Genomic DNA, 13771 nt, shown 5'->3' on the forward strand with positions numbered 1-13771 from the left:
CACAACAATTTTGTTGTGTTTTCCTTTAATTATCATTCCCTTGAAAAAGGGAATCTAAACAAAGAGTTTTGCTAAACAAAATCTTTGTTCTGCAAAAATAGAATTATTTAACGCAACCTTTTTAAAATTTCTGCATCTTGTAAGAAAAGAACCCTTTTTATGAAGTTAAAAGCATTTTTTTTACTCTTATTTTTTACAATTATTTCTTGTGAACATAATAATGATGATGATTTAAATTATAAAACATTAATTATTGCATCTACAAAAGTTGATTGTGTTGGTGTTGATCCTCAAAAATGTTTGTTAATAAGAGAAGTAGATAAACAAAACTGGGAATATTTTTATGACTCAATAATTGGTTTTAATTATGAAGAAGGTTTTGAATTTGAAATTTTAATATCAGAAGAAGAAATAGAAAATTCACTACAAGATGCATCATCTATAAAAACTACCTTAATTAAGGTGATTTCAAAAATTGAAAAAACATCAGAAAATTTACCAAACTAAAAATTTAAAAATAATGAATTTTAAAAATATATTTATTTTATTTTGTGCAACTGTATTATTTTCTTGTGAAAATAATGAAACAATTATAGAATCAGATAATTTATTAATAGGGTTTTGGGTAGCACCAATTTATGATGGAGAAACCATAACCTTTACAAGAACAAACTCTTTACCAGATGATGCTTATGGAATTTCATTTACTCAAAATGGAGATTTTATAGAACATACTTCTGGTTGGTGTGGCACGCCACCTTTAACTTTTTTTAATATTGAAGGTGATTTTCAGCTAGAAAACACATTAATTAGTATTTCTACACAAAGTTATCCAACAAATTATGCTTGGAGAATTATATCGCTTACAGATACCGAATTAGTAGTAAAAAGAGAACTAACAGAACAAGAAATAGAACATAGAAGTCTGATGGATTTGTTTAATGAAATTCAGAATTTATCTTATAGCGTTTCTTGCTCAAACGCAGCTGATTGGCTAATCACAGAATATGGGGCAAAAGCTTGTGGAGGACCTCAAGGTTTTATAGCGTATTCATCATCAATTGATACGGTTTCTTTTTTACAAAAAATAGAAACGTATACACAAGCAGAAAAAGATTTTAACTTTAAATATGGAGTTGTTTCTGATTGTTCAATACCAAGTGCTCCAATTTCTGTTGAATGTCAGAATGGGTTTCCGGTATTTACATATTAATAAATTAATACATATAAAATGAAAAAAATTACACTACTCTTAATTTCCTTACTTGTTTTCTATTCTTGTTTAAACAATGATAATGATATACCAAATTATACGTTTGAGTATTTAAAGATAGATGAAGCCATAACGCCTGCAAGTTTTACTTTTGGAGAACAAGATACTATTACTGTAAAGTACTCTTTACCTAATGGTTGCTATTCTTTTGATCAAGTTTTTTACGAATCTAAGGATAGTACAAGAACTGTAGCTGTTAGAGCATTAGTTAAACTTGATCTAGCTTGTACAGAAGCAATTGTACAAGAAGAAAAGAGTTTTGTTGTTAAAGCAACTCAAAAAGAAGATTATATTTTTAAATTCTATAAAGGAAAAGATAGTATTGGAGAAAATATTTTTGAGGAAGTGATAGTTCCTGTAAATTAGAGCCATCAAACTAGAAGAACTCATAAAGGAATGCTGCAAACAAAAAATAGCAGCGAAATCTCAGGTTTATCAGCTTTTTTCTGATAAGCTATTTGCTGTTTGTTTAAAATATTCGCGTAATTATCAAGACGCAGAAGATAATTTACAAGATAGTTTTATCACGATTTTTCAGAAAATTGAGCAATATAAAAATAAAGGTTCTTTTGAAGGATGGTTAAAACGAATCACTATAAATACAACTTTACAAAAATACAGAGAGAAATCGCCTTTACAAATTGTAGAAGAAATTTCTAATGAAGTTGAGGTTGAAGAACTCAATTTAGAAAACGCTGTTTTTAATGTAGATGTTTTGTTAGGTTTTATTCAGCAGTTACCAGACAGATATAGATTGGTTTTTAATTTATATGTTTTAGATAATTATTCGCATAAAGAAATTGCAGAAATGTTATTGATTTCTGTGGGAACTTCAAAATCTAATTTGTCTAGAGCAAGAAAAATTTTGAAAAAAGAATTAGAAAACTATCAAAAGAATAGTTCAAAAAGACTAATTAATGGATTATAAGAATTTAGATAAGCTGTTTCAAGAACAACTAGAAAATTTGGAGGCAACTCCAAATAAAAGGGTTTGGAACAATATAGAATCTAATCTTAAAAAGAAAAAGAGGAGAGTATTACCTTTTTGGTGGTTTGCAAGCGGAATAGCTGCAATGTTACTTTTAGGAATGTTTTTATTCCCTTTTTCTACTAAAGAAACCGATTTTATAAATACAGATTCTAATATTATAATTACAGAAATTCCTGAAAATGAAATAAAAATTATTGAAAAACCTAAAATGGATGCCCTAATTAAAAAGGATATAAATGAAAGGAAAAACCTTTTTGCAATTAAAAAAACAATTAATAATAGAAAGAATACGGATCAAAAAAAGGTTAATGAACAAAGATTAGTTAGCATAAAAAAAGCTATAAAGAAAACTTCTATAGCTGATAATTTAATTAAAAAAGCAGTAATTTTTTCAGAAAATAATATTAGTAATAAGTCTATTTCTTTAGATAGAAAAGGTAAGGTTGTTAAGAATAGAGTTGCTGATAAAGAAAAAAAATCTAGTAAACATAAAATTGATTTAAATAAATTTATAGAAAAAAAGGATAGTATTTTTTCTGTAAAACCATCAGGAAATAGATGGTCTGTTGCACCTGTTTTTGCTGTATTAAACTCAAGTTCATTTTCTAACTCTTCTCCTGTAAATAAGAGTTTGGCCAATACAACAAAAGGTAAAAGTTCATTTTCTTATGGTTTTCAAGTAGGATATCAAATTAATAAAAAATGGAGTGTTCGATCTGGTGTTCATTTACAAGAAATGGTTTTTGTAAATAATCAAGTAACTGCTGTTTCTTCAATTGCTTCAAATTCTTCACCTATTGCATTTAATAGTGGAGGTTCTTTTTCTTTTAATAAAGCAGATGTTCAAAGCTTGAGTTCTGATAATAATTCATATTTAACTAGAGCTTATTTAGATGGAGATTTAAGTCAGAAATATGGATATATAGAAATTCCAATAGAAATAAAATATAATTTATTAGGCACTAAAAAATTTAATGCACAAGTAGTTGCTGGGTTTAGTTCTTTATTTTTAAACAAAAATGAAGTAAATTTTAATACTCAGTTTATGTCTAAATCTGGAAAGGCCAATAATTTAAACCACATTAATTTTAGTGGAAATTTAGGATTCGATTTTAATTATTCTTTAAATAAAAAATGGTCTTTAAATTTAAGCCCCATGTTTAAAGCTCAGTTAAATACTTTTAGTAAAGATTCTAATGGTTTTTCCCCTTTTAATTTGGGTGCTTACTCTGGTGTTAAATATAAATTTTAGAATAGTTTTATCCCTTGTTATATGATCTTTAACGAGTTTTATGGTTCGTTTATCGAAATATAATGATCTGAGCTGTTTAAAAATTTAATTTTGCAAAACGATTATTTATATACTTTTGTTAGAAAATGATCTTTTTTATTAAAATAAAATTAATATTAATACAAAATATGACATTTTTTGCAAATACATATAGAACCTTAAGTGGTACTAAAGAAGTTATAGAAATACCAGGAAAAAAAGCCACACAATGGATTATTTATAAGGATGGTAAGCCTGCTTATTTTGTAGATTTCTACGATTTAGAAATAGAATCTAATGCTATGATGAATAGTTTGGTTTTGTGTACAAAAAGAAGTATTCATGAGGTTTTAGAACTCATTAATAAAAAGAATAATATTAAGTTATCTGTACCTCTAATATCTAGATTAGGTTATAAAAAGATTATAAAAACTAGAAAAGTAGAATTAGATTTAGAACCAATACCAGAAGAATGGTTGGCATATTCTATGTAATTTATTTTAAATAAATACTTTTTTGCTATATTAGTTTATAAGATATCTTTTATTCAATATAGCAGTTCTCCCTCCAAGTAGTCTCAAGTTTCTTTAAATTAACAAAATAATCAAATATTTCAGGAATATTTCCACTACTCATTCCTGCGTCTAAAGCAGTCTGAAGGTTCCCAGAAGTTCTTTTGCAATAGGGAACCTAAATCACTTACGTTATCTACTGCGTAGTTTTTACAGAATTTCATAAAAGGAGAGTTTGATGGTCCAGAAGACATAATATCAAACAATTGTTGTTCGTCTACGCTAGCAAGTTTTGCAGCAGCAAAAGCTTGAAACATTGCTACAACAGTAGTCATACCCATAAACTTGTTAATTAACTTAGTAGTGTATCCTGCTCCTAAAGTCCCTAAATAGAATATATTTTATCCCTGTTCATCAAGAACTGTTTTATTTATGGATAGCTAGTTTCTTTATTTTAATTATTCTTAGAATTTTAAGCAAAAATTAAACTATCTTTAAATTATACAGTCTAATGTTTATGAAATCAGAACATATACAACATTTATATAACAGAGTTGGTTTTGGTATTACACCAAAAGAATTGGCTCGTTTATCTAAGAAAAGTAAAAAATACGTAGTAAACGAGTTATTTGCTTCTTCAAAGAAAGTAACTTCTTTATCTGTAGATACTTCTTATTTAAAAGGGATTTCTTTTAAAGATTTAAAGGAACCAAAACAAAGAAGAGAGCTCCAAAAAATTAGTAGGAAAAAAGTACAAGAATTTTCTACAGCTTGGTTTCAACGGTTAAATAACCCTTCCGAAATTTTACGAGAAAAAATGACCTTATTTTGGGCAAATCATTTTGTTTGTGAGAGTAAAAACATTTTATATGCAGAAAGCTACAATAATATGTTGCGAAGAAACGCTTTGGGAAATTTTAATAATTTCACTAAAACTGTTTCTAAAGAAGCAGCAATGCTTGCATATTTAAACAATAAACAGAATAAGAAAGAAAGTCCTAATGAGAATTTTGCGAGAGAATTAATGGAGCTTTTTACCTTAGGACAAGATCAATATACAGAACAAGATATTAAAGAATCTGCAAGGTCTTTTACCGGATATACTAATAATGTAAAGGGAAAATTTTTCTTTAGAGAAAAATATCATGATGAAAATAATAAAACTTTTTTTGGAAAAACTGGTGATTTTCAGGGAGATGATATTATAGACATCATTCTAGAAAAAAAGCAATGTGCACGTTTTATATCAGAAAAAATTTACCGCTATTTTGTCAATGAAAACATTAATGAAAAGCATGTAAATGAAATGGTAGAGGTGTTTTATAAAGATTATAATATAGAAAATTTAATGCGTTTTGTATTGCTTTCTAAATGGTTTTATGCTGATGAAAATATTGGAACCAAAATAAAATCGCCTATTGAATTTTTAGTTGGTATAAATACTATTGTGCCTTATACAATAGAAAAGCAAAATCAAGTTTTATTACTGCAAAGATTGTTGGGGCAGATATTATTAAGTCCGCCAAATGTTGCAGGTTGGAAAACTGGCCGTAATTGGATTGATAGCAATACCATTGTTACACGTTTACGCTTGCCCTCTGTATTATTAAACAATGCAGAAATTGCATATTCAGAAATTGGAGATGAAGAAACCATGATTACCAATTTTAAGAAAAGAAAACTACGCAGAAAAGCTTTTATAAAGGTTTCTGCAGATTGGAATTCTTTTGAAGAAAATTATAAAAAGAAATCTAATAAAGAACTGGTACATCAAATTATAACAACAAAAATAAATAGTGGAACCGAAGTAATGTTAGAAAGAAATCAGCAACTTTCTAAGCACGATTTTGTTGTACAATTAATGAGTTTACCTGAATATCAACTTTGTTAACCTCTCGACTGCGCTCGAGATGACAAAATTTAATTTATCGCCTTAAAAAAAAGCATATTTAAAAACATTAAAAATAGACACATGAAACGTAGAGATTTTTTAAAACGGACAACTTTTGCTTCAGGGATGTTTTTTGTGCCTCAATTTTTAAAGGCTTTTGAACAGCTTCCTGTGAAAACATTTAGCAATAAAAAAGTAGTAATTATTCAGTTAAAAGGAGGTAATGATGGTTTAAATACTGTGGTGCCTTTTAATAATGATATTTATTATCAACAACGAAATAACATTGCCATCAATAAAAACGATGTATTTAAAATTTCTGATGAGGTTGGGCTACACAAAAGTCTGCAACCTTTACAAGATTTATATAACAAAGGTTTTGTAAGTATTATAAATAACGTAGGATATCCGAATCCTAATTTATCTCATTTTAGATCTACAGATATTTGGCAAACAGCCAGTGATAGTAATGAATATTTACAAAATGGTTGGGTGGGCAGATATTTAGATTATACCAAAGGGAATCCGTATGCTGCCATTGAAGTAGATGAAAGTCTGTCTTTAATGATGAAGGGGAAAACGCAAAATGGATTGGCAATTACAGATCCAAAAATGTTTTATAACTCTATGCGTGCGCCATTTTTTAACAATGTGGTAACCAATTATAATGATGCACATTTAAGCGAACATAATTTAGGGTATTTGTACAATACCATGATTGATGCAAAATCATCTGCAAAACACATTTTTGAAAAAAGCAACACAAAAAGTACTACAGCAGCATATCCTAAAAATATTTTTGGAAAACAACTTAATACTATTTCTCAATTTATAAATTCTGGTTTAGAAACACAAGTATATTATGCAGGTTTAAGTGGTTTTGATACACATGCAAACCAAGCAGGTACACAAGAAAGGTTGTTAAAAGTGTATGCAGAAAGTATGGAAGTGTTTATAAATGATTTACAAAAAAACAACAGTTTTGATGATGTGTTAATTCTTACTTTTTCTGAATTTGGCAGACGCGTAAAACAAAACGAATCTAAAGGAACAGATCACGGTACAGCTAACAACGTTTTTGTGATGGGAAAAAACCTAAAGAAACAAGGTTTGTATAATGATTTACCAAATTTAGGCGATTTAGATAAAAACGGAAATCTTAAATACGAGATTGATTTTAGAGAGATTTACGCTACAATTTTAGACAAATGGTTGCAAGTAGATGATGTTGCTATTTTAAATAAATCTTTTTCTAAATTGAATTTTGTTTAATGTTTGTTATTGATTAAAAAACCTTTAATTTCGTTTTAATCATGATAAATTTACTTTATCATTTTCAGTTATCCATAACAGAAAAATACTTAGAAATAAATGAATTCATTTTTAGCAGACATCATCGTTAAAACAACCCTAAAGTTTAAGGATAAAAAAAAATATCCGAAAGGAAGCCCTTCTGAATATAAACTAGCAAAAAGATATAGAGAAATTACGGTTAACTTTAAACGTAATTTAAAAAACGTAACACTTATAGTAATTGGTATCTTTTCGGCCTCTTTTGGTTTTAAAGGTTTTCTGCTAACAAACGATTTTATAGACGGTGGAGCTACAGGTATTTCATTACTAATAGCTGCAGTTACTGGCATTCCGCTTTATATTCTTATTATTTGTATAAATATTCCTTTTGTATTTTTAGGATATAAAATTATGGGAAAACAGTTTGCCATAAAGACGGCTTTGGCAATTACGGGTTTGGCACTTTGTGTTGCAATTGTCCCTTTTCCTAATGTTACCGATGACGATTTGTTAGTAGCAATATTTGGTGGTTTCTTTCTTGGTGCAGGAATAGGACTTGCTATTAGAGGCGGTGCTGTAATTGACGGAACCGAAGTTCTTGCCATTTACTTAAGTAGAAAAGTAGGAGCAACTATTGGAGATATTATTATATTAATTAATGTTGTTATTTTTTCTGTTGCTGCCTATTTACTTTCTATAGAAGTAGCACTTTATTCAATGATAACTTATATGGCAGCTTCTAAAACCTTAGATTTTATAATTGAAGGAATTGAAGAATATATTGGGGTAACTATTATTTCTTCTCAAAGTAACCGAATTAGAGAAATGATTGTAGAAAAATTAGGACGTGCTGTAACTATTTATAAAGGAGAAGGTGGTTATGCTAAACATGGTGTTTCTAAAGAAATGAATATTATTTACACCGTAATTACTCGTTTAGAAGTAAATAAATTAAATACAGAAATAGAAAAAATAGAATCGAATGCTTTTATAATTATGAATAGTATAAAGGATATAAAAGGAGGGATGATTAAAAAAAGACCTTTGCATTAATTAGATTCTTTTTGGTAAAAGGAAAATAGTTTTCTAACCATATTGTACTTTTCTAATAACTCTCATGGCCTCTTTATACTTAATGTAGGTGGTTTTGTCTTCTAAATTTTTTAGATAGTTTTTTACTTTTCTAAGTTGTTTAGAAACTTCGATAAAACCATGTAAATAACAGATTAAATAATTGGTGGGCAAGCGAGAAACTTCTTCTTGTTCTATTTCTGAAAGCGGAGTTTTATTCTCAATTTTTTTGGTGATGGAGTTACAGCTATTGTAAATATGTAGCATAATATTTACATTAAATTTTGGAGGGACAAACAAAAATTCTTTTACAATATCATGTTGTCCGTTTTCTTTAAAATGGATGATTGTTTTTTCTAAAGGATATAATTTCTCTTGCTTTTCTAAACCTAAATAAATGTATTCGGTTATAATAAATGATTGATTATTATAACTAATTTGTACATCATCTAGAGCAGAAAAAAACAGTTTTACTTGCTCGTTAATTAATTCGATATCTACTCTAGAAAAGAATTCTTCATTATTTAATATTTTCTTTTCTCCTGCCCAACACAACACAAACTGTTCATTAAAAACTTTGTATTGTGGGTTGTATTCTGGCTTGTGATTGTTAATAAAATCGAAAACACCGTCTAAAGTTAATTCTATATTATTACGAGCGTTTTTCTCTATAGCTTCAACAATTTCTTTGTTGGTATTTCTTAATTCAAATTTTCCAGATGTTGGTAAAGAATTACTTCCGCGTCTGTAAAATGTAGTTCCTTTTCTGTATTTCCAAGTGTTTTTTAAAAGTGATGTAATTTTATTATTCGGATGAATGGTTACCAATCCGATTACTTTGTGACGCTGTAAGCTAGGAAAAGGAACATTTTCATATTCAATTTTTGGAGGATTTTTTAAATAGGCATTTATCAAATTCTGAATCTTGCTATCATCATAAAAATCGACCCCAATAATTTTGTTTTCTTCATCTTCAACACCAATTACAATGTAAGAATTGTTCTCTGGATTGGAATTAGAAAGCGCACAAATATGTTTTAAAAACTTTGCTTTTCCGTCTTTTGCACTTAAAGATAACCGTTGCTTTTTATCATAAAAACTATTCTCATCATTGTGAGAAAGTAGGTTTTTGATAAGTAAGCGTTTATTTATCATTTTTATGGCATTTCTTCTCCTTGACTAGCTTCTAAAAGCAAAAACCAATCTTGTAATTCTAAATTAATTTCTACAGCTTTATTGGTATTTAGAATGCGTTCTTTATTCGTAGTTCCAATAACTGGAGAAATTTTTGCAGGATGTTTTAAAATCCAAGCTAATAAAAGTACATCTTCAGAAACTACATATTTTTCTGATAACGTTTTTAAAACTTTTTTTATTCGTAAAGATTGAGGTGTTTCATCTTTAAAAACACTTCCTAAAGGACTCCAACACATTGGTTGCATACTCTTTTGAAGCATTTGATCTAAACTACCATTTTGCATGGCTACATGCTGTGTCAATGAAAATTCTATTTGATTTACAGAAACAGGAATTTTATCAGCAATTAAATCAATTTGAGAAGGCGTAAAGTTTGATACCCCAAAGTTAATTATTTTTCCACTTTCTTGTAATTTAGAAATAGCTTCTGCAATTTCGCTAGGTTGCATTAACGGACTTGGTCTGTGTAATAGAAAAGTATCTAAATAATCTGTTTTTAAGTTTTTAAGAGATTGTTCTACACTCCAAATTATATATTCTTTCGAATAATTATAATGCTTTAATTTATTTTCTCTAGCTTCTCCAACAAGTTGGATACCACATTTAGAAACTAAATTAATTTCTTCACGAGCAATTCCACTTTCTAAAAAAGCCTTTCCAAATTCAGCTTCAGTAGAATAATCACCATAAATATCTGCATGATCGAATGTTGAATTTCCGTTTTCTATACAGAATTGAAGCATATCAACTTGTTCTTTAGTAGAGAATTGTTTTCCCCATTTTCCCCAGGACATGCATCCAATTATTATTTCTGATTTTGGCATGGTTATTTTCTGTTCAAAATTGTTGGTGTAGCTTGTGCTGTTGGATACACTACTAAATCTTCTATATTCACATGATAAGGTCTCGAAATTACAAAATAAATAATATCTGCAATATCTTCCGCTTGTAACGCTTTATAACCTGCATAAACGGATTTAGCCTTTTCTGTATCCCCTTTAAAACGGACATCAGAAAACTCAGTTTCTACCGCTCCAGGATGAATAGCGGATACACGAATGTTATGTTTGTTTAAATCGATTCTCATTGCCTTATTTAAGGCATTTACAGCATGTTTAGACGCACAATACACATTTCCGTTAGCATATACGTCTTTTGCGGCTATAGAGCCAATATTAACGATAAAACCATTGTTTCTTTCTGTCATTTGAGGAATGATCGCTTTAGAAACGTACAACAAACCTTTTACGTTAATATCTAACATAGCATCCCAATCATCAATATCGCCATCTTGTATGCTAGATAAACCATGTGCATTCCCTGCATTATTGATTAAAATATCTATTTGTTTAAAGTTTTCGGGTAATGAATTGATAGCAGTTGCTACTTCAGTTCTTTTAGAAACATCAAACTGTAAAGTAGTTACTTCTGTTAGCTTACTTAGTGCTTCTTTTAGTTTTGCTAATCGTTCTGCTCTTCTTCCACAAAGAACTAAACGAATGTTATTTTTTGCGAAAATTTCTGCAGTTGCTTTTCCAATTCCAGAAGTAGCTCCGGTTATAAATGCTGTTTGTTTCATTAGTCTTATTTCTGTTATTCCTGCGTTAGCAGCAGTTTAATTTTAAACTGTTAAATTGTTCTATAAAATTAAGAAAACATATTTTGGTAGTTAGAAATTTAAGCGTAAAATTTTATTAAATTATGAACAAAGAAAAAACCGTCCTCCACAGGACGGTTTATCTTTCAATTGGTAACTAACCAATCAAAAATCAACTAACCAAACTTTATTTTAAATTTCTTCTTTCTTTTATCTTTCTTATTACTTTAGTACGTTTTCTGCCATCATTCCTTACAATATCTTTTGCGCTTGTTTTAGAATTTTCACTTTTCTTAAGTACTAAATAACCTCTTCCAGAGAATTCGTAAGTTGTTCCTGACTTATAATTATAAAGTGCTATCCTTCCATCGTTAATAACGCTCAACTTAAACTCCTCTGTATCGCCGCCATCATAAAATAATGTTAAATCCTTTATGTCTTCAAAACCGTTTATATCAGAGATTTCATATCCGCCCACAAAATCCCAAATATTATAATCAACTTTAGTGCCAACTTCTTCTTGAGAACTATAAAATGTTGTTATATCTTCTGGTTTAAATGCTAAATAATTTTCTGAGTCAAAGGCATTTGGTACTCCACCTTTTGTACTTACTTTTTCCCAACCAATATATTCTTGTAAAAAGTATTCTATGTTTTCGTAGAACAATTTATCGTAATCAAATTCATTTACTTGATATCCAATTAAGTAATAGCTTACATTCTGTCTGTAGTTGTATAATTTAATTTCATTGTTAGAAAGTACGGTAACTTCAAAATCATTTGCACCATCTATATCATGATTGGTTTCTAATTCGCCATTATACGTGTTGTAAGTTCCAACATCAATTCCAAAACCATTTCCGGTTCTTCCAATATCTACAATGTTATTGTTTGCGTATAAAATCCCATTTACAAATGATAAAGTAAATGCACTTGCAACATAAGGGATGTCTCCCGTTCCTGTTTTTCTGTTATAGTCTACATACCATAAGTCATAATCTGTGACTACTTGTTCTAAAGAAACTTGATTTTGATAATTATCTTCATATGAATCATGATAAACTGTAGAACAAGAGCTAAATAGTGCGCTTGTAATTATAATTGTTAAAAGTAGTTTTATTGATTTCATAAGATTGATTTTTATGGTTATGTTGATGTAATTTCAAAATACGTGCCAAAAAATAAAAACCACTCAGAATTGAGTGGTTTTTAAGATATTTTTTATCTTATTGTATTTTAGGATAAGCACTAGAATCTCGTTTTTTAATTCCTGCTATTTTATAGTATTTTGTTTTTCCATCCATTTGATAAGTAAGAATAGCTTCACTTTCTAAGAGTTTAAAAGGAAACGTATCTGTTTTAGGGATTTTATTTTTTAATTCTTTTCTAGTATCTGAATGTAAAATTAAATTCCGTGTGTTATTTTTTGAAGTATTATAATTTGCAACAATTAATAAACCGTCTTTAAATTCAACTTTTTTTACTTTTTTTCTAAAGTATAGAGAATCAAACTCAATATTAGACTTTTCTTTTAATTCAATTAGAACATTGATACCACTAACACCTGGTTGTCCTCCAGACCAGTGCATATAATCGGCAGTTTTAATTGTAAAAGGTACGTTTTTTACAAATTGAGTACTTCCACATTGTGAAAAGCTAAAGATAATGGCCAATATTGATAAAATTTTCATTGTTCTCATTTTAAGAAGAGTTTCAAATGCTATGCCAAGGTAAAAAAAAAGAGCTTATCAATATTGATAAGCTCTTTTTTATATATGTTTCCGCTTTCGCAGGAGTAATAAAAATGTTTAATTCTTTAAAGCTTCTGCTCCACCAACAATCTCTAAAATTTCATTAGTAATTGCTGCCTGACGTGCTTTGTTATAAGTTAACAATAAATCGTCTCTTAATTCTGTTGCGTTGTCTGTTGCTTTATGCATTGCAGTCATACGTGCACCATGTTCAGAAGCAAAACTATCTCTAATAGATTTGTATAATTGCGTTTTTAAAGACTTCGGAATTAAAGCTTCCACAATTTCTTCCTTAGATGGTTCAAAAATATAATCAGAATTTACAGATTCTGCATCTCCTCCTTCAATAGGTTTAATTGGTAAAAATTGTTCTACTTGAGGAATTTGAGTAGCAGCATTTTTAAATTGATTGTAAAGAACTTCAATTTTATCGTAGGTTCCATTTGCATATAAACCCATTAACTTTTCTGCAATAGCTGCAACATTATCAAAAGTTAAATCATCGTAAATGTCATTTCTAGAATCAACAATATTATAATGTTTAGATAAAACATCACCACCTTTTTTACCGATAGCAAATAAATCTACTTCAACATTGCTGTATCTTTCTTTTACCGTTTTAATAACTTCTTTGGTTATTGATGAGTTAAAACCACCACACAAACCTCTATTTGAAGTTACTACAACTAATAAAACCTTAGAAACCTCTCTTTGAGTAGAATATTCTCCTCCAGCATCACTATCTAAAGTTGCACTTAAATTCTGCAACAATTCAGTTAGTTTAGATGAATACGGTCTCATTGCCGTAATTGCATCTTGTGCTTTTTTCAACTTTGCAGCAGATACCATTTTCATGGCAGATGTAATCTGCATTGTTGAGTTAATAGAAGTAATTCTATTACGTATTTCTTTTAAGTTTGCCATT

Annotated in this window: 16 protein-coding genes; 9 read left to right on the forward strand and 7 right to left on the reverse strand. The window is 28.8% G+C overall.

Features of this window, described 5'->3' with window-relative positions; all coding sequences use genetic code 11:
• Positions 1 to 159 precede the first annotated feature (159 nt).
• The 6 genes from MPF19_RS01935 (at position 160) to MPF19_RS01960 (ending at position 4028) form a co-directional block, all read left to right on the forward strand.
• The gene (locus tag MPF19_RS01935; RefSeq protein ID WP_203392755.1) at positions 160 to 507 is read left to right on the forward strand and encodes a DUF4377 domain-containing protein; all 348 of its coding nucleotides are present in this window, start codon (positions 160 to 162) and stop codon (positions 505 to 507) included.
• 13 nt (positions 508 to 520) lie between these two features.
• The gene (locus MPF19_RS01940) at positions 521 to 1213 is read left to right on the forward strand and encodes a hypothetical protein (protein ID WP_249986544.1); all 693 of its coding nucleotides are present in this window, start codon (positions 521 to 523) and stop codon (positions 1211 to 1213) included.
• A gap of 18 nt (positions 1214 to 1231) precedes the next feature.
• Positions 1232 to 1639 carry a hypothetical protein gene (locus MPF19_RS01945; RefSeq protein ID WP_203392753.1) on the forward strand — a complete coding sequence of 136 codons (408 nt, stop codon included), beginning with the start codon at positions 1232 to 1234 and terminating at the stop codon, positions 1637 to 1639.
• Between the two features lie 46 nt (positions 1640 to 1685).
• Positions 1686 to 2201 carry an RNA polymerase sigma factor gene (locus MPF19_RS01950; protein WP_349666057.1) on the forward strand — a complete coding sequence of 172 codons (516 nt, stop codon included), beginning with the start codon at positions 1686 to 1688 and terminating at the stop codon, positions 2199 to 2201.
• Positions 2191 to 3516 (forward strand): porin family protein, encoded by a 1326-nt coding sequence (locus MPF19_RS01955; RefSeq protein ID WP_203392752.1) that lies wholly within the window; start codon positions 2191 to 2193, stop codon positions 3514 to 3516. Before MPF19_RS01950 ends, MPF19_RS01955 begins: the two co-directional genes overlap by 11 nt.
• A 167-nt stretch (positions 3517 to 3683) precedes the next feature.
• Positions 3684 to 4028, forward strand: coding sequence for a hypothetical protein (locus tag MPF19_RS01960; RefSeq protein WP_249986545.1), 345 nt, complete (start codon positions 3684 to 3686; stop codon positions 4026 to 4028).
• A gap of 134 nt (positions 4029 to 4162) precedes the next feature.
• On the opposite strand, the gene MPF19_RS01965 is transcribed toward MPF19_RS01960, so the two are convergent.
• Entirely contained in the window at positions 4163 to 4444 is a 282-nt protein-coding gene (locus MPF19_RS01965; RefSeq protein WP_349666058.1) for an NAD-binding protein, read from the reverse strand.
• A 119-nt stretch (positions 4445 to 4563) separates the two neighbouring features.
• On the opposite strand from MPF19_RS01965, the gene MPF19_RS01970 reads away from it, so the two are divergent.
• The 3 genes from MPF19_RS01970 to MPF19_RS01980 all read left to right on the forward strand — a co-directional run bounded on the left by MPF19_RS01970 (position 4564) and on the right by MPF19_RS01980 (position 8283).
• A complete protein-coding gene (locus tag MPF19_RS01970) occupies positions 4564 to 5937 on the forward strand; it encodes a DUF1800 domain-containing protein (protein ID WP_249986547.1) in 1374 nt (457 codons plus the stop codon).
• 81 nt (positions 5938 to 6018) lie between these two features.
• Positions 6019 to 7209 (forward strand): DUF1501 domain-containing protein, encoded by a 1191-nt coding sequence (locus MPF19_RS01975; RefSeq protein WP_249986548.1) that lies wholly within the window; start codon positions 6019 to 6021, stop codon positions 7207 to 7209.
• Between the two features lie 99 nt (positions 7210 to 7308).
• On the forward strand, positions 7309 to 8283 hold the full coding sequence (locus MPF19_RS01980) for a YitT family protein (protein WP_249986549.1): 975 nt from the start codon (positions 7309 to 7311) through the stop codon (positions 8281 to 8283).
• A 33-nt stretch (positions 8284 to 8316) separates the two neighbouring features.
• Here MPF19_RS01980 and MPF19_RS01985 read toward each other — a convergent pair whose 3' ends face one another.
• The 6 genes from MPF19_RS01985 to atpG form a co-directional block, all read right to left on the reverse strand.
• Positions 8317 to 9456, reverse strand: a complete 1140-nt coding sequence (locus MPF19_RS01985; RefSeq protein WP_249986551.1) for an ATP-binding protein — start codon at positions 9454 to 9456, stop codon at positions 8317 to 8319.
• 2 nt (positions 9457 to 9458) lie between these two features.
• Positions 9459 to 10322 carry an aldo/keto reductase gene (locus tag MPF19_RS01990; protein WP_249986552.1) on the reverse strand — a complete coding sequence of 288 codons (864 nt, stop codon included), beginning with the start codon at positions 10320 to 10322 and terminating at the stop codon, positions 9459 to 9461.
• Positions 10323 to 10324: 2 nt separating this feature from the next.
• The gene (locus tag MPF19_RS01995; RefSeq protein WP_203392744.1) at positions 10325 to 11077 is read right to left on the reverse strand and encodes an SDR family NAD(P)-dependent oxidoreductase; all 753 of its coding nucleotides are present in this window, start codon (positions 11075 to 11077) and stop codon (positions 10325 to 10327) included.
• Between the two features lie 205 nt (positions 11078 to 11282).
• Positions 11283 to 12224, reverse strand: coding sequence for a hypothetical protein (locus MPF19_RS02000; RefSeq protein ID WP_203392743.1), 942 nt, complete (start codon positions 12222 to 12224; stop codon positions 11283 to 11285).
• Between the two features lie 97 nt (positions 12225 to 12321).
• Complete coding sequence (locus MPF19_RS02005) at positions 12322 to 12786, reverse strand: hypothetical protein (protein ID WP_203392742.1); 465 nt, start codon at positions 12784 to 12786, stop codon at positions 12322 to 12324.
• 117 nt (positions 12787 to 12903) lie between these two features.
• Positions 12904 to 13770 carry an ATP synthase F1 subunit gamma gene (gene atpG / locus MPF19_RS02010; RefSeq protein ID WP_203392741.1) on the reverse strand — a complete coding sequence of 289 codons (867 nt, stop codon included), beginning with the start codon at positions 13768 to 13770 and terminating at the stop codon, positions 12904 to 12906.
• Position 13771: the final 1 nt, after the last annotated feature.

Source organism: Polaribacter sp. Z014 (assembly GCF_023555435.1).
In the GTDB taxonomy this organism is placed as follows: Bacteria; Bacteroidota; Bacteroidia; order Flavobacteriales; family Flavobacteriaceae; genus Polaribacter.

What these genes read in the sequence shown, in the direction of transcription:
- MPF19_RS01935 (WP_203392755.1), top strand. Translation starts at nt 160, where the DNA reads ATGAAGTTAAAAGCATTTTTTTTACTCTTATTTTTTACAATTATTTCT.
- MPF19_RS01940 (WP_249986544.1), top strand. Translation starts at nt 521, where the DNA reads ATGAATTTTAAAAATATATTTATTTTATTTTGTGCAACTGTATTATTT.
- MPF19_RS01945 (WP_203392753.1), top strand. Translation starts at nt 1,232, where the DNA reads ATGAAAAAAATTACACTACTCTTAATTTCCTTACTTGTTTTCTATTCT.
- MPF19_RS01955 (WP_203392752.1), top strand. Translation starts at nt 2,191, where the DNA reads ATGGATTATAAGAATTTAGATAAGCTGTTTCAAGAACAACTAGAAAAT.
- MPF19_RS01960 (WP_249986545.1), top strand. Translation starts at nt 3,684, where the DNA reads ATGACATTTTTTGCAAATACATATAGAACCTTAAGTGGTACTAAAGAA.
- MPF19_RS01970 (WP_249986547.1), top strand. Translation starts at nt 4,564, where the DNA reads ATGAAATCAGAACATATACAACATTTATATAACAGAGTTGGTTTTGGT.
- MPF19_RS01975 (WP_249986548.1), top strand. Translation starts at nt 6,019, where the DNA reads ATGAAACGTAGAGATTTTTTAAAACGGACAACTTTTGCTTCAGGGATG.
- MPF19_RS01980 (WP_249986549.1), top strand. Translation starts at nt 7,309, where the DNA reads ATGAATTCATTTTTAGCAGACATCATCGTTAAAACAACCCTAAAGTTT.
- MPF19_RS01985 (WP_249986551.1), bottom strand. Translation starts at nt 9,456, where the DNA reads ATGATAAATAAACGCTTACTTATCAAAAACCTACTTTCTCACAATGAT.
- MPF19_RS01990 (WP_249986552.1), bottom strand. Translation starts at nt 10,322, where the DNA reads ATGCCAAAATCAGAAATAATAATTGGATGCATGTCCTGGGGAAAATGG.
- MPF19_RS01995 (WP_203392744.1), bottom strand. Translation starts at nt 11,077, where the DNA reads ATGAAACAAACAGCATTTATAACCGGAGCTACTTCTGGAATTGGAAAA.
- MPF19_RS02000 (WP_203392743.1), bottom strand. Translation starts at nt 12,224, where the DNA reads ATGAAATCAATAAAACTACTTTTAACAATTATAATTACAAGCGCACTA.
- MPF19_RS02005 (WP_203392742.1), bottom strand. Translation starts at nt 12,786, where the DNA reads ATGAAAATTTTATCAATATTGGCCATTATCTTTAGCTTTTCACAATGT.
- atpG (WP_203392741.1), bottom strand. Translation starts at nt 13,770, where the DNA reads ATGGCAAACTTAAAAGAAATACGTAATAGAATTACTTCTATTAACTCA.